Source organism: Microbacterium sp. KNMS, assembly GCF_053851835.1.
The window spans coordinates 54,743-79,477 of sequence record NZ_JBSQBP010000011.1; the positions used below are offsets into that span (position 1 = coordinate 54,743).

The following is a 24,735-nucleotide window of genomic DNA, read 5'->3' on the forward strand; positions in this document are numbered from 1 at the left end:
GCGGCCGCCCGATCGGCGGCCGCTTTCGCACGTACAGCAAGGACGAATCCCCACCTCATGAAGACCGCGGAGATCGCGCAGCGCTACCTCGACTACTTCGAGAAGAACGATCACACCATCGTGCCCTCGGCGTCGCTCGTGAGCGACGACCCGTCGATCATGTTCACGATCGCGGGCATGGTGCCGTTCATCCCGTACCTGACGGGAGTGGTGCCCGCACCGTACCCGCGCGCGGCCGATGTGCAGAAGTGCATCCGGACGAACGACATCGAGGAGGTCGGCAAGACCGCCCGCCACGGCACGTTCTTCCAGATGCTCGGCAACTGGTCGTTCGGCGACTACTTCAAGGAGGGCGCGATCGCGTACGCGTGGGAGCTCCTCACGACGAGCGAGGCGGATGGCGGGCTCGGGTTCGCCGAGCGCGACCTGTGGGTCACGGTGTACGAGGACGACGACGAGGCCGCCGCGCTGTGGCGGAAGGTCGCCGGCATCCCCGCGGAGCGCATCCAGCGACTCGGACGCGCGGACAACTTCTGGACGACCGGCCAGCCGGGACCGGCCGGACCGTGCTCGGAGATCTACGTCGACCGGGGGCCCGCCTACGGCCGCGACGGCGGCCCCGCGGTCGACGACAGCCGCTTCCTCGAGATCTGGAACCTCGTGTTCATGCAGAACGCGATCGAGAACGTGCGGTCCAAGACCGAGTTCGACATCGTCGGCGAGCTGCCGAAGAAGAACATCGATACGGGCATGGGTCTCGAGCGCGTCGCGTTCCTCAAGCAGGGCGTCGAGAACATGTACGAGACCGACCAGGTGCGTCCCGTGCTCGACCGCGCGGTCGAGCTCTCCGGCCGCCGCTACGGGGTCGACCACGGCGACGACGTGCGCTTCCGCGTCATCGCCGACCACGTGCGCTCGTCGCTCATGCTCCTCAGCGACGGCGTCACGCCCTCGAACGAGGGCCGGGGCTACATCCTGCGCCGACTCATGCGGCGCACGGTCCGCTCGATGCGCCTGCTCGGCGTCGAGGAGGCCACCTTCCCCGCGCTCTTCGAGGCGTCGCGCGACGCCATGAAGGCCGGCTACCCCGAGGTCGAGTCCGACTGGCAGCGGATCTCGTCGTACGCGTTCGCCGAGGAGGAGACCTTCCTGCGCACGCTCACGGCGGGCTCGACCATCCTCGACACGGCCGTGTCGAAGACGAAGGCGGCCGGCGGCGCGACGCTCGCGGGCCCCGAGGCGTTCCTCCTGCACGACACCTACGGCTTCCCGATCGATCTCACCCTCGAGATCGCCGAGGAGGCCGGACTCGGCGTCGACCGCGACGCCTTCGACGCGCTCATGCAGGAGCAGAAGCAGCGCGCGAAGGCCGACGCCCGCTCCCGCAAGCGCGCGATCGCCGACGTCGGCGTGTACCGCGAGTTCCGCGCACTCGGAGAGACGCAGTTCACGGGGTACACCGATCTCGAGACCGAGTCGACCGTGCTCGGCGTGCTCGTCGACGGCCTCAGCGTGCCGCAGGCGCTCCAGGGGCAGATCGCCGAGGTCATCCTCGCGGAGACCTCGCTCTACGCGGAGTCGGGCGGACAGGTCGCCGACAAGGGCACGATCGTCGGCCCGGGCTTCGAGCTCGAGGTGCTCGACGTCCAGCGCCCGGTCGCGGGCCTCGTGAGCCACACGGTCGAGGTCACGCGCGGCGAGGTCGGCGTCGGCCAGCCCGCGACGACGGTCGTCGACGCGGCGAACCGCCGCGCCGCGACGCAGGCGCACTCCGCGACGCACCTCGTGCACGCCGCGCTGCGCGACACGCTCGGCAAGGGCGCGACGCAGGCCGGCTCGCTCAACCGCGCGGGATACCTCCGCTTCGACTTCACGTGGGGGCAGGCGCTGAGCCCCGCCACGCGGAGCGAGATCGAGGAGATCGCCAACAACGCCGTGCGGGACAACCTCGAGGTGACCACGCGTGTGCTGTCGCTGGACGAGGCGAAGGCCGCGGGCGCGATGGCGCTGTTCGGCGAGAAGTACGGCGAGAAGGTCCGGATGGTCGACATCGGCGGACCCTGGTCGCGGGAGCTGTGCGGCGGCACGCACGTATCGACGTCGGCGGAGGTCGGGCTCATCAGCATCACGGGCGAGTCCTCGGTCGGCGCGTCCAACCGCCGGGTCGAGGCCCTGGTCGGGCTCGACGCGTTCCGCGAGCTGACCGCCGAGCGCGCGCTCGTGAACGAGCTCACGGCCGCCCTCAAGACGCCGAAGGAGCAGTTGCCGGCGCGGGTCTCCGAGCTCGCCGCCGCCCTCAAGGCGGCCGAGAAGCGGATCGCCCAGTTCGAGGCGAAGGCCCTCGCCGAGCGCGTGCCGGCGCTCGCGGACGCCGCGGTGCGCACGGGCGCCTACCGGGTCGTCGCGGAGTCCCTCGGATCGGTCGGCTCGCCCGACGACGTGCGCGCCCTCGTGACGCAGGTGCGCGACCGGCTCGGGGCGGATGCGGCCGTGGTGGCCCTCGGCGCCGAGGTGTCGGGACGGCCCGTGGTCATCGTCGCGACCAACGAGGCGGCCCGGAGCGCCGGCGCGAAGGCCGGCGCGCTCGCGAAGGCCGCGGCCGCCGCTCTCGGCGGCGGCGGAGGCGGGCGCGACGACATGGCGCAGGGCGGCGGCGCCGACGCGACCGCCCTGCCGGCCGCGCTCGACGCGGTGCGCGCGGGTCTCGCTGCATGACCGGGTTCCGCCGGGGCGTCCGCCTCGGCGTCGACGTGGGGAAGGCGCGCGTGGGCGTCGCGCGGTGCGACCCCGACGGGATGCTCGCCGTGCCCGTCGAGACCGTGCCGCGCGACGACCGCTCGATCGCGCGGCTCGTCGAGCTCGCGGCCGAGCACGAGCCGGTCGAGATCGTCGTCGGGCTCCCGCTCAACATGCGCGGCGACGACACGCCCTCGACGCAGGACGCGCGGGACTTCGCCGCCGAGCTCGCGACCGCGCAGGCGGCGCCCGTGCGCATGGTCGACGAGCGGCTCAGCACCGTGAGCGCTCACACGGCGCTGCGGCAGTCCGGCCGATCCCAGAAGGGGTCGCGTAGCATTGTCGACCAGGTCGCCGCGGTCGTGCTGCTGCAGCACGCGGTCGACACGGAGAAGCAGACGGGGGTCGCCCCCGGGATCGCCGTCCGCACCGGTTTGGAGTAGACATCCGCATGCCCGATTCCCCCGATCCCCGCGCCGAGCGCGCCCTCACCCGGCGCGAGCGCCGTGAGCGCGAGCTCGCGGCGGAGGCGCGGCGCAAGCTGCCCAGCGCTGCGGCGCACGACGTCGCGGGCGCCGCGGCGCCCCTCGCTGCTCCGGCTCCCGAACGGCAGGCGGCGGAGCCCGCACCCGAGGACCGGCGTCCGGCCGGCCTCGAGGACCTGTTCGCCCCCGAGCACGCGGAGCGCCCGGCGAAGCGCAGGGGAAGCCGGCTCGGCTGCCTCATCTCCGCTCTCATCGTCCTCCTGCTGCTCGGCGGTGTCGTCGCGGGCGGTCTGTGGGTCTGGAGCGCATACGGCGAGCGCATCGCGTCGGTGATGGGCTGGGACGGCCCGCATGACTACGAGGAGGGGCAGGCGACCGGCGAGGCGCTCGTCACGATCTCCGAGGGCGACACCGGAGAGGCCATCTCGCAGACGCTGCACGAGGCCGGCGTCACGCTCGAGAGCGACTCCTTCTACCGCCACCTCATCGAGACCGGCGACGAGACGACCTTCCAGCCCGGCGTGTACCAGCTGCAGAGGAAGATGACCTCGGCTGCCGCGCTCGAGGCGCTGAACGACCCCGCGACGCGCCTCGAGAACACCGTGCTCATCACGGAGGGCAGCTTTGCCGCCGATGCGCTCGAGAACATCGCGGAGGTCACCGACATCCCGCTCGAGGAGCTCCAGGCCGCGGCGGAGGACTACACGCGCTTCGGCATCCCCGAAGAGGCGCCGAGCATCGAGGGCTACCTGTTCCCCGCGACGTACACGTTCGATCCCGACGCGACAGCCGACGACGTCATCCGCGTGCTCGTGGACGAGATGTTCGAGCGTCTCGACGCACAGGGCGTCGCGCCGGAGAACCGCTTCGAGATCCTCACGATGGCCGCGCTCGTGCAGCGCGAGGCCGGCGGCGAGGACGACATGCCCAAGATCGCGCGCGTGTTCTACAACCGCGTCGAGCAGGGCATGCTCCTGCAGTCCGACGCGACGGTCGCCTACGGCGCCGACAGCACCCACACCGTGTGGACGACCGACGAGCAGCGCGCCGACGCGTCGAACCCGTACAACACGTACGTGCACGAGGGGCTGCCCGCAGGACCCATCGGCCTCCCCGGCGAGGCCGCGATCGCCGCGGCCATCTCGCCCGCGGAAGGGGACTGGCTGTACTTCGTGCCGGTCGACCTCGCCACCGGCGAGACCGTGTTCTCGAGCACCCTCGCCGAGCACGAGGCCGCCGTGGCACGCCTCCAGGAGTGGTGCAGGGCGAGCGAGGAGAACTCGACCTACTGTGAGTGAGATCCGTCTCGAGGTCTGGGGCGACCCGATCGCGCACAGCCGCTCGCCGCAGCTCCACGGGGCCGCGTACCGCGTGCTCGGGCTCGACTGGGTCTTCGAGCGGCGGCGGGTCTCCCGCGACGCGTTCGACGCCGCTCTCGCGGAGCGCGCATGGCGTGGTCTCGCCGTGACGATGCCGCTCAAGGAGCAGGCGCACCGCGCGGCGGCGTGGCGCGGGCGACGCGCCGAGCTCACGGGCGCGGTCAACACGCTGTTCTTCGGCACGCCGTCACCCGACCTGCCGGGCATCGCGCAGTGGGACGGCGAGGGCCCGCTCGGGTTCAACACCGACGTCGGCGGGATCGTCCGCGCGCTCGACGAGCTCGGCATCAGGCGGCTCGAGACCGCGCGCATCGCGGGGGCGGGAGCGACCGCGTCCTCCGCGCTCGTCGCGGTGGGGGAGATGGGCGCGCGTCGCGTCGACGTCGTCGCCCGCAGCGCCGAGCGCGCGGCGCCCCTCGTGGCGATCGGCGAGCGCGCGGGGATCGACGTGCGGGTGTCGTCGTTCGACCATCCGCACGCGCCGGCCGACCTCACGATCGCGACGCTCCCCGGCGGGGCGGAGCTGCCCGGTGCGCAGGCGGACCGCCTCGCGGCGGCCGGAGGGCCGCTCTTCGACGTGGCGTACGCGCCGTGGCCGTCGGCGCTCGCCCGACGCTGGGCGGACGGCGATGCGCACTCGGGTCTCGGGATGCTGCTGCACCAGGCCGTTCTGCAGGTGCGGATCTTCACGACGGGCGACCCCGAGGCGCCCCTCGACCGCGAGGACGAGGTCGTGGCCGCGATGCGCTCCGCGCTCATGGGAGACTAGTGGCCATGCTCCGCGTGCTGACCGCCGGCGAATCGCACGGCCCCGAACTCATCGCCATCATGGAGGGACTGCCCGCAGGCGTCCCCGTCACGGCCTCCGCCATCCAGGAAGACCTGCAGCGCCGCAAGCTGGGCTACGGGCGCGGATCGCGCATGAAGTTCGAGCAGGACGAGCTGTCGATCTCGGGCGGCATCCGCCACGGCCTCAGCATGGGCAGCCCGATCGCCCTGCGCATCGGCAACACCGAGTGGCCGAAGTGGACCGAGGTGATGAGCGCGGAGCCCGTCGAGCTCACGGAGAAGTCGCGCGGCCGCGGCGCCCCGCTCACCCGCCCGCGCCCCGGACACGCCGATCTCGTGGGCATGCAGAAGTACGGCTTCGACGAGGCGCGGCCGATCCTCGAGCGCGCGAGCGCCCGCGAGACCGCCGCCCGCGTCGCACTCGGCGCCGTGGCGCGGTGCTTCCTCGGCGAGCTGGGCATCCGCCTCGTGAGCCACACGCTGTCGATCGGCCCCGTGCGCGTGCCGGATGACGCGCCGCTCCCCGCGCCCGACGACGTCGCCGCGCTCGACGCGGATCCGCTGCGCTGCTTCGATGCGGACACGAGCGCGCGGATGGTCGCCGAGGTCGATGCCGCCAAGAAGGACGGCGACACGCTCGGCGGCATCGTCGAGGTGCTCGCGTACGGCCTGCCCCCGGGGCTCGGCTCGCACGTGCACTGGGACCGCCGCCTCGACGCGAAGCTCGCGCAGGCGCTCATGAGCATCCAGGCGATCAAGGGCGTCGAGGTCGGCGACGGCTTCGAGACCACCCGGCGCCGCGGGTCGCAGGCGCACGACGAGCTGTTCGCCGGCGACGACGGCATCGTGCGCGGCTCCGACCGCGCGGGCGGCACCGAGGGCGGGATGTCCACGGGCACGATCCTGCGTGTGCGGGCCGGCATGAAGCCGATCGCGACCGTGCCGCACGCGCTCCGGACGATCGACGTCGCGACCGGCGACACCGCGTCGGCGCATCACCAGCGCTCCGACGTCTGCGCCGTGCCGGCTGCCGGCGTCGTCGCCGAGGCGATGACGGCGATCGTGCTGGCCGAGGCCGTGCTCGAGAAGTTCGGCGGCGACTCGGTCGCCGAGACGCGCCGCAACCTCGAGGCCTACCTCGCCGCGATCCCCGAGACGCAGCGCACGGCCGCCCTCGCGCATGACGCCGTCCTCTGACGGCCACGCGGCAGGCGCGATCGTCTTCGTCGGCCCGATGGGGGCCGGCAAGTCGAGCCTCGGCAAGCGCGTCGCGCGCGCCCTCGGTCTCCCGTTCACCGACACCGACACCGCGATCGTCCGCGCGCACGGCCCGATCGCCGAGCTCTTCGCGCGCGAGGGCGAGGCGCGCTTCCGCGAGATCGAGCGCGAGGCCGTGCGCACGGCGCTCGAGGGCGGCGGCGTCGTGGCGCTCGGGGGAGGCGCCGTCCTCTCCGCCGAGACGCGCGAGCGCCTGCGCGCGCACCGCGTCGTGCTCCTGACGGTCGACGAGACCGCGATCGCCCACCGCATCCGGGGCCAGAAGCGCCCGCTGCTCAACGGCGACGTCGATCCGGTGGCCGAGTGGGCGCGCATCCGCGCCGAGCGCGAGCCCCTGTACGCGGAGGTGGCGGACGCCGTGTTCGACACGTCGCGCGGCCCGACCCAGCGCACGGTCGAGCGGATCGTGGCGTGGCTGCGCGGCGACGAGCCCGCCGACGACGAGACGACAGCGCGCGCGGCGCGCACGGAGGAGGAGTCATGAGCGACACCGTGATCAGCGTGGCCGGCACGCCAGGGTACGACGTCATCGTCGGCAGCGGGGTGCTCGCGCGCCTCGGCGAGGTGCTCCCGCCGGCTGCGAAGAAGGTGCTCGTCGTGCACCAGCCCTCGCTCGGGGCGCGCGCGGAGGAGCTGCGCGAGCGCCTCATGGGCGGCACGGGGCGCGAGGTCCTCCTCGCCGAGGTTCCCGACGCGGAGCAGGCCAAGCGCGTCGAGGTCGCCGCGTTCTGCTGGCAGATCATGGGACAGGCCGACTTCACGCGCACGGACGCGGTCGTCGGGCTCGGCGGCGGCGCCGTGACCGACCTCGCGGGCTTCGTCGCGGCCACGTGGCTGCGCGGCGTCGACGTCGTGCAGATCCCCACGACCGTCCTCGGCATGGTCGATGCGGCCGTCGGCGGCAAGACCGGCATCAACACCGCGGAGGGCAAGAACCTCGTCGGCGCGTTCTGGGCGCCCCGCGCCGTGCTGTGCGACCTCGACCTGCTCGCGACCCTGCCGCAGAACGAGGCCGTCGCGGGATTCGCCGAGGTCGTGAAGGCCGGCTTCATCCGGTACCCGGAGATCCTCGACATCGTCGAGGCCGATCCGGCCCGTGCGACCGACCCGTCGACCCCCGAGTTCCGCCGCTGCATCGAGCTCGCGATCCGGATGAAGGCCGACGTCGTGGGGGAGGACTTCCGCGAGTCGGGCGTGCGCGAGACGCTCAACTACGGCCACACCCTGGGCCACGCGATCGAGCACGCGGAGCGCTACCGCTGGCGGCACGGCGCGGCCGTCTCGATCGGCATGATGTACGCCGCCGAGCTGTCGCGACTCGCGGGCCGGCTCTCGGACGCCGCCGTCGACCGCCACCGCGCCATCCTCACCGCGCTCGGGCTGCCCACGACGTACCGGATGGGCGCGTGGACGCAGCTGCTGGCCACCATGCAGCGCGACAAGAAGGCGCGCGCGGGCATGCTGCGGTTCGTGCTCCTCGACGACATCGGGAAGCCGACGGTCGCGCAGGCGCCCGACGAGTCACTCCTCTTCGCGGCATACCAGGAGATCGGCGAGGAGGACGCGGGTCGCATCCTCCAGGCCGGCCGACCCCGTGACTAGGATGGCCCAACAGCACCCGAGAGTCCCTCTCGTCACCCAGAAGGAAGGCGTCGCGATGATGCAGCTCCGCTCCCGTGCGATCACCGCACTGCTCGTCACCGGCACGGCCGGCCTCGCCCTCGCAGGATGCGCCTCCGGCGCCGGCGAGGAGCCGGCCGAGGAGGGCGGCGTCTCCCTCGTCGAGCCCGGCACGTTCACCGTCTGCTCCGACATCCCCTACGAGCCGTTCGAGTTCATCGACGACAACGGCGACACCGTCGGCTTCGACATCGACATCGCCAACGAGATCGCGGCCGACCTGGACGCCGAGCTCGAGGTGATCGTCGACTCGTTCGAGTCCATCCAGTCGGGCCTGTCGTTCGACAAGTGCGACGCGGCGATCTCCTCGATCTCGATCACCGAGGAGCGCAAGGGCAACATGGACTTCTCCGAGCCCTACATGGACGACGACCTCACGCTCATCGCGAGCGCGGACTCCGGCATCACCGACCTCGAGTCGGCGGTCGGCAAGCAGGTCGGCGTGCAGTCGGGGACGACGGGCGAGGCGTACGCGCAGGAGAACGGCATCTCGCCGATCGGCTTCGAGAACGCCGGCCTCCAGCTCGAGGCGCTCAAGGCCGGGACGGTCGACGCCGTGCTCGGGAACGTCTCGGTCCTCGCGTACGGCGTGAAGGACGAGGAGGGCTTCGAGCGCGTGGCCGACTTCGAGACCGGCGAGAAGCTCGGCATCGCGGTCGAGAAGGGCGACACGGCGCTGCTCGAGGTCGTGAACGGCACTCTGCAGCGCCTGACCGAGTCCGGCGAGCTCGACGAGCTCAAGGCGACCTGGTTCGGCGAGGGCTCCTAGGCGGGGCGCCCGATGGCACTCACCGCACGCCAGCGCGCGCGGACGGCGCAGTACGCGCAGGCTGGGGTCTTCGTCGCGCTGATCGTCGTCCTGGCGATCGTCATCGACTGGCCGCGGATCCTCGACTCGTTCTTCGACTTCCCGGCCGTCGCGGGGATGTTCCCCGGGATCATCCTCGTCGGGCTCAAGAACACGATCGTCTACACGATCGTGTCCTTCGCGCTCGGCCTCGCGCTCGGGATGCTCCTGGCGCTCATGAAGCTGTCATCGTTCGCGCCGTACCGCTGGATCGCGACCGCGTACATCGAGTTCTTCCGCGGCATCCCCGCGCTGCTCGTGTTCATCGCCTTCGGGTTCGGCGTGCCGGCCGCGTTCCCGGGGACGCGCTGGCCGACGATCCTCGTCGTGATGCTCTCGCTCGGGATCGTCGCCGCCGCGTACATCGCCGAGACGCTCAGGGCGGGCCTGCAGGCCGTCCCGCGCGGCCAGTACGAGGCCGCGCGGTCGCTCGGGATGCCCGGATGGCGCGCGATGCTCACGATCGTCATCCCGCAGGCGTTCCGGATGGTGCTGCCCCCGCTGACGAACGAGTTCATCCTCGTCACGAAGGACACATCGCTCATCTACGTGATCGGCCTCGCCGCCGAGAGCTTCGAGCTCACCAAGCTCGGCCGCGACGGCATCCTGCAGTACGGCGCCGGCATCACCCCGCTCGTCGTCGCGGGCGCCATGTACCTCATCATCACGCTGCCGCTCAGCCAGCTGTCGCGGCGCTTCGAGTCCCGCACGGCGCGGACCAGGCGATAGACGTCGGAGGACGAGACATGACCGGCACATCCGAGAACGCCGCGCAGTTCGGCGTCGTGATCCGCGGGCTGCGGAAGTCGTACGGCTCGAACGAGGTGCTCAAGGGCATCGACCTCGAGGTCGCTCCCGGCGAGGTCGTCTGCCTCATCGGGCCGTCGGGCTCGGGCAAGTCGACGCTGCTGCGCTGCGTCAACCTCCTCGAGGAGCCGACCGGCGGCGCGATCGAGGTCGGCGGCCGCGAGGTCACCGACCCCGACCTCGACATCGACGAGCTGCGCCGCCACGTGGGGATGGTGTTCCAGCAGTTCAACCTCTTCCCGCACCTCACGGTCCTCGAGAACTGCACGGTCGCGCAGCTCAAGGTCCTGCGGCGGCCGAAGGCGGAGGCCGAGCGCATCGCGCAGGCCAACCTCGACCGCGTGGGGCTGGGCGCGCTCGCGGGACGGTACCCCGACCAGCTGTCGGGGGGCCAGCAGCAGCGCGTCGCGATCGCGCGGTCGCTCTCGATGGATCCCCACCTCATGCTGTTCGACGAGCCGACATCGGCGCTCGATCCCGAGACGGTCGGCGACGTGCTCGCGATCATGCGGCAGCTGGCCGACGACGGCATGACGATGCTCGTGGTCACCCACGAGATGGAGTTCGCGCGGGTCGTCGCGGACCGCGTCGTCTTCATGGACGGCGGCGTCGTCGTGGAGGAGGGCCCGGCGGCGCAGGTGATCGGCAGCCCGCAGACCCCGCGCATGCAGGACTTCCTGAAGCGGGTCATCCATCCGACGCACGTCGATCTGAACTAGGATCTTCTCTCGGCCCGTCCGCGGGCCCTGAGTTCTCTCGACGAATCCACACGAACGGATCACTTACGCACATGGCATCCACCGCAGACATCAAGAACGGCGTCGTCCTCGCCATCGACGGACAGCTCTGGAGCGTGGTGGAGTTCCAGCACGTCAAGCCCGGCAAGGGCGGCGCCTTCGTGCGCACCAAGCTGAAGAACGTCGTGTCCGGCAAGGTGGTCGACCGCACGTTCAACGCGGGCGCCAAGGTCGACATCCAGAACGTCGACCGCCGCGACTTCACGTACCTCTACAACGACGGCGACTCGTTCGTCTTCATGGACGCGACGGACTACGACCAGATCAACGTGCCGGCCGCTGTCGTCGGCGACGCGTCGAACTACCTGCTCGAGAACCAGCTCGTCACGATCGCGCTGCACGACGGCCAGCCGCTGTACCTCGACATGCCGGCGTCGGTCGTGCTCGAGATCACGTACACCGAGCCCGGCCTGCAGGGCGACCGCTCGTCGGCCGGCACGAAGCCCGCGACCGTCGAGACGGGCGCGGAGATCCAGGTCCCGCTGTTCCTCGAGACCGGCACGAAGGTCAAGGTCGACACCCGCACGGGCGACTACCTCGGCCGCGTGAACTGAAGCCGCGCGAGTGAGCGCACGCACCAAGGCGCGCAAGCGCGCCCTCGACATCCTCTTCTCCTCGGACGTCCGCGGCGACGCCCTCGAGGTGACGCTCGCCGCGGAGGCGAAGCGCGCGGCGGGGGAGCCCGCCCGACAGGCGTCGTGGCTGTACGCGCGCGACATCGTCGACGGCGTGATCGACCACCGCGACGAGATCGACGAGCAGATCACGACGCACAGCCGCGACTGGAGACTCGAGCGCATGCCCGCGGTCGACCGGGCGCTGCTGCGCATCGGCACGTGGGAGATCCTCTTCAACGACGAGGTCCCGACGGCCGTCGCGATCGACGAGGCCGTGGAGCTCGCCAAGGAGCTCTCCACCGAGGAGTCCGGCGCCTTCGTGCACGGCGTCCTCGCGCGCATCGCGCGCTCGAACTGACCTCGGTCCGCTCCGCGTGCCCGCGCCGTACGTCCCCGTCGACGCCATCCGCAGGATGGCGGACGACGGAGCGTACGCGCGCGGGCTCGCGTACTTCCAGGAGGGCGCGGTCGAGCACGCGCGGTGGATGACCGACGGCGTCACCCTGACCGCGCGCGTCGCCGGATCGTCGGCGCGCAGCTACACCGTGCGGGTGCGGTTCGACGCGCGGACGTCGGCGATCGTCGCATCGCAGTGCAGCTGCCCCCTGCGCAGCCGCTGCAAGCACGTCGTCGCGGCGCTGCTCGCGGGCAACGCGCAGCAGCGGAACGCCGCGCAGGGGCGGCGCCCCGACGGAGCCGGCGCCTCGTGGCGCAGCCTCGTGACGCCCGCCGAGACCGCGACGGCGCCCGACACGGTCCCGCTCGCGCTCGGGGTCGAGCTGCGGCACCGGCCAGCGCGCTCGGCGGGCGGATGGCAGGCGCGGCGCGCCGAGGCCGCGCATCCGCGTCAGCTCGAGCGCGGCACGGCCGGCGAGCTGTTCGTGGGGCTGCGGCCGCTCCTGCGCAGCGACCGCTCGGGCGCGTGGATCAAGGGCGATGCGTCGTGGGACGCCGTCCGACGGCCCGGCAGCCGATTCCCGCACGCGCAGTCGCGCTGGTTCGCCGAGCTCTACAGCATCGCGCGCGACGTGTTCCGGCTCGACGCGTTCGGCGACGGATCGGAGTGGCTCACGCTCGACTCGATCCCGTCCGCCCTGCTCTGGACGCACCTGCGCGCGGCCGACGGCCTCGGCATCCCCCTCGTGCCGACGCAGAAGCTCCTCGACGTGCGGCTCGCGCGGTCGGCGTCCGCGCGGGTGCGCATCGACGAGGCGGACGACGGCGCGCTGAGCGTGCGGGCGGAGATCGAGATCGACGGCGCGCCGGTCGACCTCGCCTCGGTCCGCCCTGTCGCGCGCTCGGGCGTCTACGCGTTCGCTTCTGAGGGCGGACGCATCTCCCTCACGCTCGCACCGGTCGCACTGGCCGATCCGGTCGCCCTCCTCGTCGGCGCGCAGGGCGAGCTCGACGTGCCGGCCGAGGATGCGGAGGAGTTCGTCCGCGACGCCCTGCCCGTGATCGCGCGCCGGGTCGAGGTGCGCGCTCCCGAGGGCATCGAGGTGCCGGAGCGGCCGGCTCCGCAGGCGGTGATCGCCGTGACGTTCCATCCCGGCGACCGCACGACGTACGCGCTGTCGTGCGCCTACGCGGGGTTCGCGCGCCATCCGCTGGGCGAGCCGGGCGGCCCGGCCTCGCCGGACCCGGATCGGGACGGCGCGGCCGAGGCGGCGCTCGCGGAGCGCATCGCGCGCGCGTGGGAGGGCGCTGCCGACGTGCCGTTCGCCCCGTCGGGCGAGCTGCGCGACGTCGACGCGGCGGAGTTCTCGGAGCGCATCCTGCCCGCGCTCGAGGCGGAGGGCGTCCGCGTCGAGACGAGCGGCTCGCGGCGGCGGTACCGCGAGCTCGCCGGCGTGCCAGAGATCTCGGTCTCGACCGTCGAGAGCACCGACGCCGACTGGTTCGATCTCGGCGTCGTCGTGACCATCGACGGCCGCCGCATCCCGTTCGCCCCGCTCTTCACCGCGATCAGCCAGCGCCGCAAGAAGCTGCTGCTCGCCGACGGCGACTACTTCTCGCTCGCGCACCCGGCGCTGCAGCGGCTCCGCGATCTCGTGGACGAGGCCGCGACACTGTCGGAGTGGGAGGCCGGACCGCGCATCAGCCGCTATCAGACGGCGCTCTGGGCGGACTTCGAGGACCTCGCAGACGAGTCCGCGCCGGCGGCGTCGTGGCGGGCGACGGCCGAGGGCCTGCGCGACATCGACCGGATCGAGCCGACCCCGCCGCCTGCGGGGCTCGCGGCACGTCTGCGGCCCTACCAGCAGGCGGGTCTCGACTGGCTCGCGTTCCTGTGGCGGCATCGCCTGGGCGGGATCCTCGCCGACGACATGGGGCTCGGCAAGACGATCCAGATGCTCGCGCTCATCCTGCACACGCGCGAGGCGGGGGAGCGGCGCCCGTTCCTCGTCGTCGCGCCCACGTCCGTCACCGCGACCTGGCGCGACGAGGCGGCGCGCTTCGCGCCATCGCTGCGCGTCCACCGGATCGACGCGACGCGCACGAAGCGGTCGGGCACGCTCGCCGACGCCGCGGCCGATGCCGACATCGTCGTGACGTCGTATGCGCTGCTGCGGCTCGACGCGGCGGAGTACGCGGGGGTCGAATGGGCGGGCCTCATCCTCGACGAGGCGCAGTTCGCGAAGAACCCGCAGACGGGCGTGCACCGGGCAGCGGCCGACCTCCGAGCCGACGTGACGTTCGCCGTGACGGGCACCCCGCTCGAGAACGGGCTCTCCGAGCTCTGGGCGCTCCTCTCGCTCGCGGCCCCCGGGCTGTTCCCCTCGGCACGGCGGTTCCGCGAGGAGTACATCGGGCCGATCGAGAAGGGGAAGGTCCCCGAGAACCAGGAGGGCGCCGACTACCGCGAGCGCCGCCTCGCCCGCCTGCGCCGCCGCATCCGCCCCCTCATGCTCCGGCGCACGAAGGAGCTCGTCGCGGACGACCTGCCGCCCAAGCAGGAGCAGAGGCTGCACGTCGAGCTGAGCGCCGCGCACCGCGAGGTGTACGACACCGTGCTCCAGCGCGAGCGCCAGAAGGTGCTCGGGCTGCTCGACGACCTCGACCGCAATCGCTTCATCGTGTTCCGGTCGCTCACCCTCCTGCGCCTGCTGAGCCTCGCGCCCGAGCTCGTCGATCCCGCGCACGCGCACATCCCCTCGAGCAAGCTCGACGCGCTCGTCGAGCAGCTGTCCGAGGTCATCGCCGAGGGGCACAGGGCGCTCGTCTTCAGCCAGTTCACGTCGTACCTCGACATCGTCGCCGCGCGACTCGATCGCGAGGGCATCGCGCACGCGCACCTCGACGGCTCGACCCGCGACCGTCCCGCCGTCGTGGAGTCCTTCCGCTCGGGCGACGCGCCGGTCTTCCTCATCAGCCTCAAGGCCGGCGGATTCGGGCTCACGCTCACGGAAGCCGACTACGTGTACCTCCTCGACCCCTGGTGGAACCCCGCGGCTGAGGCGCAGGCCGTCGACCGCGCGCATCGCATCGGGCAGACCAAGCAGGTGATGGTCTACCGGATGATCGCGGCCGACACGATCGAGGAGAAGGTCATGGCCCTGCAGGAGCGCAAGGCGCGCCTGTTCTCGGCGGTCATGGACGACGACGCGCTCTTCTCGCAGGCGCTCACGGCCGACGACATCCGCGGCCTGCTCGAGCCCTGACGCGCACCCGGTAGACTGGAGCCATCTGCACCTTTAACACCGTCCCGTGAGGCGGAGAAGGGAGCGGCGGATGAGCACGAGAACCGTGCTGCATGACGCTGACATCGCCCGTGCCCTGACGCGGATCGCCCACGAGATCCTCGAGTCCAACAAGGGCCCCGACGACCTCGTCCTCCTCGGCATCCCGACCAGGGGCGTCACGCTCGCCCGTCGTCTCGCGGCGCTCGTCGAGCGCTTCGGCGGCCGCCCCGTGCCCGTCGGCTCGCTCGACGTCACGATGTACCGCGACGACCTCGCGAAGCACCCCACGCGCGCGCCGCGCCCGACCGAGATCCCGCCCGGGGGCATCGACGGCCGGACCGTCGTCCTCGTCGACGACGTGCTCTTCTCGGGCCGCAGCATCCGCGCTGCGCTGGACGCCCTCAACGACATCGGCCGCCCGTCCGCCGTGCGCCTCGCGATCCTCGTCGACCGCGGCCACCGCGAGCTCCCGATCCGCCCCGACTTCGTCGGCAAGAACCTCCCGTCCTCGCGCGCCGAGCGCGTGAACGTGCGCCTCGCCGACGTCGACGGGGAAGAGCACGTGTCGATCGAGACGGCCGGCTGATGCGGCACCTGCTCGACACCCGCACGCTCGGCCGCGCCGACGCCATCCGCATCCTCGACGTCGCGGAGGACATGGCCGACACCCAGGAGCGCGAGGTCAAGAAGCTGCCGACCCTGCGCGGCCGCACGGTCGTCAACCTCTTCTTCGAGGACTCGACCCGCACGCGCATCTCGTTCGAGGCCGCCGCGAAGCGCCTCTCCGCCGACGTCATCAACTTCTCGGCGAAGGGATCGAGCGTCTCGAAGGGCGAGAGCCTCCAGGACACCGCGCAGACCCTGCAGGCGATGGGCGCCGACGCCGTCGTCATCCGGCACGGCGCGTCCGGAGCGCCGCGCACGCTCGCGACGAGCGGCTGGATCTCGGCCGGCGTCGTGAACGCGGGCGACGGGACGCACGAGCACCCGACGCAGGCGCTCCTGGACGCCTTCACGATGCGCAAGCGCCGGTACGGGGCGGCCAGTCGCGGTCGCGACCTCGCGGGCTACCGCGTCGCGATCGTCGGCGACATCCTGCACTCGCGCGTCGCGCGGTCGAACGTCTGGCTCCTCGCGACCCTCGGCGCCGAGGTCACGCTCGTCGCGCCGCCGACGCTCCTCCCGCAGGACGTGTCGCAGTGGCCCGTGACCGTGCGCTACGACCTCGACGAGGCCATCGCCGCGCGGCCCGACGCGCTCATGATGCTGCGGATCCAGCTCGAGCGGATGAACGCCGCCTATTTCCCCTCGGAGCGGGAGTATTCGCGGCGCTGGGGCCTCGACCCCGAGCGCTTCGCCACGCTGCCGGAGGATACGATTGTCATGCACCCCGGGCCCATGAACCGGGGACTGGAGATCTCCGCAGCCGCAGCCGACTCGCCCCGGGCCACCGTGCTCGAGCAGGTGCGAGCCGGCGTGTCGGTGCGGATGGCCGTGCTCTACCTGCTTCTCGCGGGGGAGCGGGAGAGCGAGGGAACGAAGTGACCGAGTCGACATCCCTTCTCATCCGAGGAGCCGCGATCGAGGGCGGCGAGACGGCCGACATCCTCGTCGAGGACGGCCGCATCGCGGAGGTCGGCACGGGCCTCAGCCGGGCCGGCGCCCGCATCATCGACGCCGCAGGGCTCATCGCGCTGCCCGGTCTGGTCGACCTCCACACCCACCTGCGCGAGCCCGGCTACGAGGCGAGCGAGACCATCCTGACCGGCACCCGTGCCGCGGCCGCCGGCGGCTTCACGGCCGTGTTCGCGATGCCCAACACCTCTCCCGTCGCGGATGTCGCGGGCGTCGTCGAGCAGGAGCTCGCGCTCGGCGAGGCGGCGGGCTACGCGACCGTGCAGCCGATCGGCGCCGTGACCGTCGGCCAGAAGGGCGAGCGCCTCGCCGAGCTCGGCGCGATGGCCGACTCGCGTGCGCGCGTGCGCGTCTTCAGCGACGACGGGTTCTGCGTGTGGGATCCGCTCATCATGCGCCGCGCGCTCGAGTACGTGAAGGCGTTCGACGGCGTCGTCGCCCAGCACGCGCAGGACCCCCGCCTCACGGAGGGCGCCCAGATGAACGAGGGCGTCGTCTCGGCCGAGCTGGGGCTCGCGGGATGGCCGGCGGTCGCCGAGGAGTCGATCATCGCGCGCGACGTGCTCCTCGCCGAGCACGTGGGCTCGCGCCTGCACGTCTGCCACCTGTCGACCGCGGGGTCGGTCGACATCATCCGATGGGCGAAGAAGCGCGGCATCGACGTGACCGCGGAGGTGACGCCGCACCACCTCCTCCTCACGGACGAGCTCGTGCGCGGGTACGACGCGCGCTTCAAGGTCAATCCGCCGCTGCGGCGCGAGGAGGACGTCCTGGCCGTGCGCGAGGGCCTCGCGGACGGCACGATCGACATCGTCGCCACCGACCACGCGCCGCATCCCGCCGAGAGCAAGAGCTGCGAGTGGGCGGCCGCGGCCAACGGCATGGTCGGCCTCGAGAGCGCGCTGCGCGTCGTGCACGAGGCGATGGTCGCGACGGGCCTCATCGGATGGCAGGACGTCGCGCGCGTCCTGTCGAAGGCGCCCGCCCGGATCGGGCGGCTCGCGGGGCACGGCACGCCGATCGCGGCCGGCGAGCCGGCCGAGATCGCGCTCTACGACCCGCGGCCGTCCGCCCCGTTCGGCGCAGCCGACCTGCGCGGGCGCAGCGCGAACTCGCCCTACCTCGGGCGCGAGCTGCCCGGTCGCGTGATGTGGACCATCCACCGCGGCTCCCTCACGCTCGCCGACGGCGAGCTCGTCGAGCGGGAGGGCGCATGAGCGCGTACCTCCCCGGCCTCCTCATGATGGCGGCGATCGCGGCGGTCATCCTCGGCGCGATGGCGTGGGGATGGCGCCGACGATCCCGGCGGGACGCCGGCACCTCCGCGCCCGTGCGCGCGGCGGAGGGCGCCGAGACGGCCCGCTTCGACGGCCTCTACGTCGCCACGACCCGCCACGACCAGCCGCTCGATCGGCTCGCCGTGCGGCACCTCGAGTTCCGGGCGAAGGCGGGCGTCACGGTGACGGACCGCGGCGTCGCCCTCGACCTCGCCGGGGCGCCCGGCATCTTCCTCCGCGCGGACGAGCTCGTCGGCGCGGGCCGCGCGACCTGGACCATCGACCGCGTCGTCGAGACGGACGGCCTCGTGCTCATCGCGTGGCGCGCCTCCGACGGCACCCTCTGCGATTCCTATGTGCGCCTTCAGGGCGACGATCCCGACGCGCTCGTCGCGGCGATCGAAGACCTGCGCACCTACCCGACCCCCACAGGAGCGACCTCATGACCTCTCTGCTCGACCGCGACCCCGCGGTCCTCGTCCTCGAAGACGGCACGCGCTTCGCCGGTTACGCCTACGGTGCGCGCGGCACGACCCTCGGCGAGGTCGTCTTCTCGACCGGCATGACCGGCTACCAGGAGACGCTCACCGACCCCTCGTACGCGGGTCAGATCGTGCTGCAGACCGCGCCGCACATCGGGAACACCGGCGTCAACACCGAGGACCCCGAGTCCCGCCGCATCTGGGTGTCGGGCTACATCGTGCGCGACCCCAGCCGGGTCGTGTCGAACTGGCGCGCGGAGGAGCCGCTCGACGCGGCGCTCGAGCGTGACGGCGTCGTCGGGATCAGCGGCATCGACACGCGCGCCGTGACCCGTCACATCCGCTCGGCCGGCTCGATGCGCGGCGGCGTGTTCTCGGGCGAGGCCGCCGGCCTCGCCGCCGACGAGCAGCTGCGCATCGTGACCGAGGCGCCCGCGATGGCCGGCCGCAACCTCTCGGCCGAGGTCTCGGTCGATGTCGCCGCCGTCACGCCTGCGCAGGGCGACCGCATCGGCAGCCTCGCCGTCATCGACCTCGGCATCAAGCAGGCGACGGTGGAGAACCTCGCCCGACGCGGCTTCGAGGTGCACGTGCTGCCGCAGAGCACGACCTTCGAGGAGCTCAAGGCCATCGACCCCGTCGCGGTGTTCTACTCGAACGGCCCCGGCGACCCCGCCGCGAGCGACGCCCACGTCGCCCTCCTGCAGAGCGTGCTGCGCGACGGCCTGCCGTTCTTCGGCATCTGCTTCGGCAACCAGCTCCTCGGCCGCGCGCTCGGCCTCGGCACCTACAAGCTGCCCTTCGGCCACCGCGGGATCAACCAGCCGGTGCGCGACAAGCTCACGGGCCGCGTCGAGATCACGGCGCACAACCACGGGTTCGCCGTGGACGCCCCGATCGACGAGGTCTTCGAGAGCCCCGCCGGGTTCGGCCGCGTCGAGGTCAGCCACGTGGGCCTCAACGACGACGTCGTGGAGGGCCTGCGCGCCCTCGACATCCCGGCGTTCTCCGTGCAGTACCACCCCGAGGCCGCGGGCGGTCCGCACGACGCCAACTACCTCTTCGACCGCTTCGTCGACATGGTGCGCGACACCATCTCGGCTCGCTCCGCTCGCTCAACGTCCGAGGAAGACAATGCCTAAGCGCCCCGACATCCAGTCCGTGCTCGTCATCGGGTCGGGCCCGATCGTGATCGGCCAGGCCTGCGAGTTCGACTACTCCGGCACCCAGGCGTGCCGCGTGCTCCGGGAGGAGGGCGTCCGCGTCATCCTCGTGAACTCGAACCCCGCGACGATCATGACCGACCCCGACTTCGCCGACGCGACGTACATCGAGCCGATCACGCCCGAGGTCATCGAGACGATCATCGCGAAGGAGAAGCCCGACGCGATCCTGCCGACGCTGGGCGGCCAGACCGCGCTGAACGCGGCGATGGCCCTGCACGAGCGCGGCATCCTCGAGAAGTACGACGTCGAGCTCATCGGCGCCAAGGTCGACGCCATCCGCAAGGGCGAGGACCGCCAGGTGTTCAAGGAGCTCGTCGTCGAGGCGGGCGCCGAGGTCGCGCGCAGCCGCATCGCCCACACGATGGAGGAGGTGCTCGAGGCGGCAGAGGACCTCGGCTACCCGCTCGTCGTGCGCCCCTCGTTCACGATGGGCGGCCTGGGGTCGGGCTTCGCCTACGACGAGGCGGACCTGCGCCGCATCGCGGGCGCGGGCCTGCACGAGTCGTCCACGACCGAGGTGCTCCTCGAGGAGTCGATCCTCGGCTGGAAGGAGTACGAGCTCGAGCTCATGCGCGACACGGCCGACAACACGGTCGTCGTCTGCACGATCGAGAACGTCGACCCGGTCGGCGTGCACACGGGCGACTCGATCACGGTCGCCCCATCGCTCACGCTCACCGACCGCGAGTACCAGCGCCTGCGCGACATCGGGATCGACATCATCCGCGCCGTGGGCGTCGACACCGGCGGCTGCAACATCCAGTTCGCGATCAACCCCGAGAACGGGCGCATCATCGTCATCGAGATGAACCCGCGCGTCTCCCGCTCGTCGGCGCTCGCGTCGAAGGCGACGGGCTTCCCGATCGCCAAGCTCGCGGCCAAGCTGGCCCTGGGCTACCGCCTCGACGAGGTGCCCAACGACATCACGCAGGTCACGCCGGCCTCGTTCGAGCCCACGCTCGACTACGTCGTCGTCAAGGTCCCGCGCTTCGCGTTCGAGAAGTTCCCGGCCGCCGACCCCACGCTCACCACGACCATGAAGTCGGTCGGCGAGGCCATGGCGATCGGCCGCAACTACACGACCGCCCTGCAGAAGGCGCTCCGCTCCGTCGAGAAGCGCGGCTCGAGCTTCCACTGGGGCGAGGAGACGCGCTCGGTCGAGGAGCTCCTCGAGACGATCAAGACGCCGACCGACGGCCGCATCGTCGACGTGCAGCAGGCGCTGCGCCTCGGCGCGACGGTCGAGCAGGTGTTCGCGTCGACGGCCATCGACCCGTGGTTCCTCGACCAGATCGTCCTCATCAACGAGGTCGCGCAGGCCGTCGCCGACGCCGCGGAGCTCGACGAGCGGGCCATCCGCCTGGCCAAGGACCACGGATTCTCGGACGTCCAGATCGCGCAGCTGCGCGGCCTGTCCGAGGCGGAGGTGCGCGGCATCCGCCACGGCCTCGGCATCCGCCCCGTGTTCAAGACGGTCGACACGTGCGCGGGCGAGTTCCCCGCGCAGACGCCCTACCACTACTCGAGCTACGAGTCCGAGACCGAGGTCACGCCGTCCGACCGCCGCAAGGTCGTCATCATCGGCTCGGGCCCGAACCGCATCGGCCAGGGCGTCGAGTTCGACTACTCGTGCGTGCACGCCTCGTTCGCGATGAGCGACGCCGGATTCGAGACGGTCATGGTCAACTGCAACCCGGAGACGGTCTCGACCGACTACGACACCTCCGACCGCCTGTACTTCGAGCCGCTCACGCTCGAGGACGTGCTCGAGGTCCTCCACGCCGAGGCCCAGTCGGGCGAGATCTTCGGCGTCATCTGCCAGCTCGGGGGGCAGACGCCCCTCGGGCTCGCGAAGGGCATCGAGGACGCGGGCTACCGCATCCTCGGCACGAGCCCCGCGGCGATCGACCTCGCCGAGGAGCGCGGCCTGTTCTCCGAGATCCTCGAGCGCGCCGCCCTCGTCGCGCCCCGCAACGGCACCGCGACCGACGTCGAGGGCGCCGTCGCGATCGCCGAGGAGATCGGCTACCCCGTGCTCGTGCGCCCGAGCTTCGTGCTCGGCGGGCGCGGCATGGAGATCGTGTACGACACGGCGAGCCTGCGCGACTACTTCGTCCGCATCGCCGACCAGGCAATCATCGGCCCCGGCCAGCCGCTCCTCGTCGACCGCTTCCTCGACGACGCGGTGGAGATCGACGTCGACGCGCTCTACGACGGGCACGAGCTGTACGTGGGCGGCATCATGGAGCACCTCGAGGAGGCCGGCATCCACTCCGGCGACTCGAGCTGCACGCTGCCGCCGATGTCGCTCGGCCGCACCGAGATCGACCGCGTGCGCGAGGCGACCCTCGCGATCGCCCAGGGCGTGGGCGTGCGCGGGCTGCTGAACGTGCAGTTCGCGATCAGCGCCGGCGTGCTCTACGTCATCGAGGCGAACCCCCGCGCGAGCCGCACGGTGCCGTTCGTGTCGAAGGCGCTCGGCATCCCGCTCGCGAAGGCGGCGAGCCGGGTCATGGCGGGCACGACGATCGCCGAGCTCAAGGCGGAGGGCATGCTGCCCGAGCAGGACGGCTCGCGGGTCTCGCTCGACACGCCCGTCGCCGTCAAGGAGGCCGTGCTGCCGTTCAAGCGCTTCCGCACGCGCGAGGGCGCGGTGGTCGACTCCGTGCTCGGCCCGGAGATGCGCTCGACGGGAGAGGTCATGGGCATCGACCGCGACTTCCCGACCGCGTTCGCGAAGAGCCAGGCGGCCGCGTATGGCGGGATCCCGCTGTCGGGCACCGTGTTCATCTCGGTGGCCGACAGCGACAAGCGCGACGTCATCCTGCCCGCGCACCGTCTGCGCCAGCTGGGCTTCCGCCTGCTCGCGACCGAGGGCACCGCCGAGATCCTCATGCGCAACGGCATCGAGGTCGAGGTGGTCCGCAAGTACAGCGAGACGCAGGACTCGGGCGTGCCGAACATCGTCGACCTCATCAACGAGGGGCGCGTGGACATCATCGTGAACACCCCCAGCGGGATGTCGGCGCGCGCGGACGGCTACGAGATCCGCGCCGCGGCGGTGGGCGCCGACAAGGCGCTCTTCACGACCATCTCGGTGCTCGGCGCCGCGGTGAGCGCGATGGACTCGATGGGCGGCGGCTTCGGCGTGCGCAGCCTGCAGGAGTACGCCTCCGACCGCGTCCAGCGCGAGGCGGCGGTGAGCGCGTAGTGCCGTCGTTCGGAGAGCGGGTCCGCGCCGTCCTCGACGCGCGCGGCCCGCTCTGCGTCGGGATCGACCCGCACCTTCCGCTGCTCGCGCAGTGGGGTCTCGAGGCGGATGCCGCGGGCGCGCGGGCGTTCGGGCTGCGCGTCGTCGAGGCGGCCGCGGGGCGCGCAGGCTTCGTCAAGCCGCAGGTGTCGTTCTACGAGCGCTTCGGGTCGGCGGGGATCGCCGCTCTCGAGGACGTGCTCGCGGCGGCGCGCGCGGCCGATCTCGTGGTGATCGCGGACGCCAAGCGCGGCGACATCGGATCGACCATGGACGCGTACGGCGCGGCGTGGCTCACGCCGGGGTCGCCGCTCGAGGCCGACGCGCTCACGGTGAGCCCGTATCTGGGCGTGGGCGCGCTCGAGGGCACGCTGGCCCTCGCGGATGAGCACGGCAAGGGCGCGTTCGTCCTCGCCGCAACGAGCAACCCCGAGGCGACCGCCCTCCAGCGTGCGACCGCCGACGGCTCGAGCGTCGCGGCGGCGATCGTGGCCGAGGTGTCGGCGCGCAACGCGCGCGTCGCGCGCGAGGGGGAGTGGGGCAGCACGGGCTTCGTCATCGGCGCCACGGTCGACTGGCACGCGGCGGGGCTGGCGCCGTTCGCTCCGCCCGCGCCCATCCTCGCGCCAGGGTTCGGGTTCCAGGGCGCCGCCGCGGCCGCGCTGCCCGAGGTCTTCCGCGAGATGGCGCCGTGCGTCATCGCATCCGAGAGCCGCAGCATCCTCGCCGCCGGCCCGGACGGCCTCGCCCAGGCGATCGCCGACGCCGCGGCCGCCTACCGGGGATCGTCGGAGGGAGAAGCCGATGTCTGAGAGCACCGCACCGGGCCGTCCGAAGCCGCCCGAGGTGGACCGCGCCGCCGCATCGCGGAAGGCGGTCGCCGCGCGGCGCGCGCGGGCGAGCCTCAAGCGCGACCTCGCGACCCGCGTCGTCACGCCGCAGGAGGTCCTGCGTCGGGCCGAGGCCGACCCGCAGTCCGCGGCCGGCACGATGCGCGTGCCCGAGTTCCTCATGGCGCTCCCCGCGATCGGCGAGGGCAAGCGCGACCGCGTGCTCGAGGAGCTGGCGATCTCGCCGGTCAAGCGGCTGGGCGGCCTCGGCAGCCGGCAGCGGCACGCTCTGCGCGGCTGGCTCGACAGTCGGATGCCCGAGCCGCAGGCGCGGCCCGGTCGGAGCCGGCTCATCGTCCTCGCCGGGCCGACCGCGGTGGGCAAGGGAACGGTCGCGGCGCACATCCGCGAGCACCATCCGGAGCTCCTCATCTCGGTCTCCGCGACCACGCGCGCGCCGCGGCCGGGTGAGGTCGACGGCCAGCACTACTACTTCGTCGACGACGCCGAGTTCGATCGGCTCATCGCGGACGGCGAGCTGCTCGAGTACGCGGTCGTGCACAACCGGCACCGCTACGGCACGCCGCGCAAGCCGATCGAGCGGGCCCTCGCCGAGGGGCGCGCCGTGCTGCTCGAGATCGACCTGCAGGGCGCCCGTCAGGTGCGCGCGGCCGATCCGTCGGCGACGCTCGTCTTCCTCCTCCCGCCGAGCTGGGACGAGCTGACCGCGCGGCTGGTCGGGCGCGGCACCGAGGACGAGGAGGAGCGGGCCCGTCGCCTGCGCACGGCGCGCACCGAGCTCGCCGCGCAGAACGAGTTCGATTTCCGCATCGTGAACGAGTCGGTCGCCGAGGCCGCGCGCCAGGTCGTAGACTTGGTGCAGGCGTCTGCGCGCTGACACCCGCGCGCCATCCCGCCATGGTCTCGACGAGCGACC

21 protein-coding genes are annotated in these 24,735 nt (G+C 72.3%); all 21 read left to right on the forward strand.

The features are described from left to right. The first annotated feature begins 57 nt into the window (after nucleotides 1-57). The 21 genes from alaS (at nucleotide 58) to gmk (ending at nucleotide 24,696) form a co-directional block, all read left to right on the forward strand. Entirely contained in the window at nucleotides 58-2,715 is a 2,658-nt protein-coding gene (gene alaS, locus ACWXWW_RS08610) for an alanine--tRNA ligase (protein WP_455969623.1), read from the forward strand. After that, nucleotides 2,712-3,179 (forward strand): Holliday junction resolvase RuvX, encoded by a 468-nt coding sequence (ruvX, locus tag ACWXWW_RS08615; RefSeq protein ID WP_324011362.1) that lies wholly within the window; start codon nucleotides 2,712-2,714, stop codon nucleotides 3,177-3,179. Before alaS ends, ruvX begins: the two co-directional genes overlap by 4 nt. Before the next feature lie 8 nt (nucleotides 3,180-3,187). Continuing rightward, complete coding sequence (gene mltG, locus ACWXWW_RS08620) at nucleotides 3,188-4,519, forward strand: endolytic transglycosylase MltG (RefSeq protein ID WP_421075485.1); 1,332 nt, start codon at nucleotides 3,188-3,190, stop codon at nucleotides 4,517-4,519. Continuing rightward, the gene (locus ACWXWW_RS08625; protein WP_282977671.1) at nucleotides 4,512-5,369 is read left to right on the forward strand and encodes a shikimate dehydrogenase family protein; all 858 of its coding nucleotides are present in this window, start codon (nucleotides 4,512-4,514) and stop codon (nucleotides 5,367-5,369) included. Before mltG ends, ACWXWW_RS08625 begins: the two co-directional genes overlap by 8 nt. Before the next feature lie 5 nt (nucleotides 5,370-5,374). Next, nucleotides 5,375-6,586: a chorismate synthase gene (aroC, locus tag ACWXWW_RS08630; protein ID WP_455969624.1), complete on the forward strand. Its 1,212-nt coding sequence runs from the start codon at nucleotides 5,375-5,377 to the stop codon at nucleotides 6,584-6,586. Further along, on the forward strand, nucleotides 6,570-7,151 hold the full coding sequence (locus ACWXWW_RS08635) for a shikimate kinase (RefSeq protein WP_271171782.1): 582 nt from the start codon (nucleotides 6,570-6,572) through the stop codon (nucleotides 7,149-7,151). The genes aroC and ACWXWW_RS08635 overlap by 17 nt, the downstream gene beginning before the upstream one ends. After that, nucleotides 7,148-8,269: a 3-dehydroquinate synthase gene (gene aroB, locus ACWXWW_RS08640; RefSeq protein ID WP_455969625.1), complete on the forward strand. Its 1,122-nt coding sequence runs from the start codon at nucleotides 7,148-7,150 to the stop codon at nucleotides 8,267-8,269. The genes ACWXWW_RS08635 and aroB overlap by 4 nt, the downstream gene beginning before the upstream one ends. A gap of 55 nt (nucleotides 8,270-8,324) precedes the next feature. Further along, nucleotides 8,325-9,116 carry an ABC transporter substrate-binding protein gene (locus tag ACWXWW_RS08645; RefSeq protein ID WP_309299952.1) on the forward strand — a complete coding sequence of 264 codons (792 nt, stop codon included), beginning with the start codon at nucleotides 8,325-8,327 and terminating at the stop codon, nucleotides 9,114-9,116. 12 nt (nucleotides 9,117-9,128) lie between these two features. Beyond that, nucleotides 9,129-9,923 (forward strand): amino acid ABC transporter permease, encoded by a 795-nt coding sequence (locus ACWXWW_RS08650; protein ID WP_455969627.1) that lies wholly within the window; start codon nucleotides 9,129-9,131, stop codon nucleotides 9,921-9,923. Nucleotides 9,924-9,940: 17 nt separating this feature from the next. Further along, a complete protein-coding gene (locus ACWXWW_RS08655) occupies nucleotides 9,941-10,720 on the forward strand; it encodes an amino acid ABC transporter ATP-binding protein (protein ID WP_421075491.1) in 780 nt (259 codons plus the stop codon). 71 nt (nucleotides 10,721-10,791) lie between these two features. Beyond that, nucleotides 10,792-11,352, forward strand: coding sequence for an elongation factor P (gene efp, locus ACWXWW_RS08660; RefSeq protein WP_271171786.1), 561 nt, complete (start codon nucleotides 10,792-10,794; stop codon nucleotides 11,350-11,352). 10 nt (nucleotides 11,353-11,362) lie between these two features. Beyond that, the gene (nusB, locus tag ACWXWW_RS08665; protein WP_271171787.1) at nucleotides 11,363-11,773 is read left to right on the forward strand and encodes a transcription antitermination factor NusB; all 411 of its coding nucleotides are present in this window, start codon (nucleotides 11,363-11,365) and stop codon (nucleotides 11,771-11,773) included. A gap of 16 nt (nucleotides 11,774-11,789) precedes the next feature. Then, nucleotides 11,790-15,077 (forward strand): DEAD/DEAH box helicase, encoded by a 3,288-nt coding sequence (locus ACWXWW_RS08670; protein WP_455969628.1) that lies wholly within the window; start codon nucleotides 11,790-11,792, stop codon nucleotides 15,075-15,077. Nucleotides 15,078-15,147: 70 nt separating this feature from the next. Next, entirely contained in the window at nucleotides 15,148-15,684 is a 537-nt protein-coding gene (gene pyrR, locus ACWXWW_RS08675) for a bifunctional pyr operon transcriptional regulator/uracil phosphoribosyltransferase PyrR (protein ID WP_271171789.1), read from the forward strand. Next, on the forward strand, nucleotides 15,684-16,643 hold the full coding sequence (locus ACWXWW_RS08680) for an aspartate carbamoyltransferase catalytic subunit (RefSeq protein WP_271171790.1): 960 nt from the start codon (nucleotides 15,684-15,686) through the stop codon (nucleotides 16,641-16,643). Before pyrR ends, ACWXWW_RS08680 begins: the two co-directional genes overlap by 1 nt. Then, nucleotides 16,640-17,950, forward strand: a complete 1,311-nt coding sequence (locus tag ACWXWW_RS08685; protein WP_282977678.1) for a dihydroorotase — start codon at nucleotides 16,640-16,642, stop codon at nucleotides 17,948-17,950. Before ACWXWW_RS08680 ends, ACWXWW_RS08685 begins: the two co-directional genes overlap by 4 nt. Beyond that, complete coding sequence (locus ACWXWW_RS08690; RefSeq protein ID WP_455969629.1) at nucleotides 17,947-18,456, forward strand: PH-like domain-containing protein; 510 nt, start codon at nucleotides 17,947-17,949, stop codon at nucleotides 18,454-18,456. The genes ACWXWW_RS08685 and ACWXWW_RS08690 overlap by 4 nt, the downstream gene beginning before the upstream one ends. Then, nucleotides 18,453-19,634 carry a glutamine-hydrolyzing carbamoyl-phosphate synthase small subunit gene (gene carA, locus ACWXWW_RS08695; RefSeq protein WP_282977680.1) on the forward strand — a complete coding sequence of 394 codons (1,182 nt, stop codon included), beginning with the start codon at nucleotides 18,453-18,455 and terminating at the stop codon, nucleotides 19,632-19,634. Before ACWXWW_RS08690 ends, carA begins: the two co-directional genes overlap by 4 nt. Further along, nucleotides 19,627-22,929 (forward strand): carbamoyl-phosphate synthase large subunit, encoded by a 3,303-nt coding sequence (carB, locus tag ACWXWW_RS08700; protein WP_282977681.1) that lies wholly within the window; start codon nucleotides 19,627-19,629, stop codon nucleotides 22,927-22,929. The genes carA and carB overlap by 8 nt, the downstream gene beginning before the upstream one ends. After that, a complete protein-coding gene (gene pyrF / locus ACWXWW_RS08705; protein ID WP_421075496.1) occupies nucleotides 22,929-23,780 on the forward strand; it encodes an orotidine-5'-phosphate decarboxylase in 852 nt (283 codons plus the stop codon). Before carB ends, pyrF begins: the two co-directional genes overlap by 1 nt. After that, nucleotides 23,773-24,696 carry a guanylate kinase gene (gmk, locus tag ACWXWW_RS08710; protein WP_271171796.1) on the forward strand — a complete coding sequence of 308 codons (924 nt, stop codon included), beginning with the start codon at nucleotides 23,773-23,775 and terminating at the stop codon, nucleotides 24,694-24,696. The genes pyrF and gmk overlap by 8 nt, the downstream gene beginning before the upstream one ends. The last annotated feature ends 39 nt before the right edge of the window (nucleotides 24,697-24,735 follow it).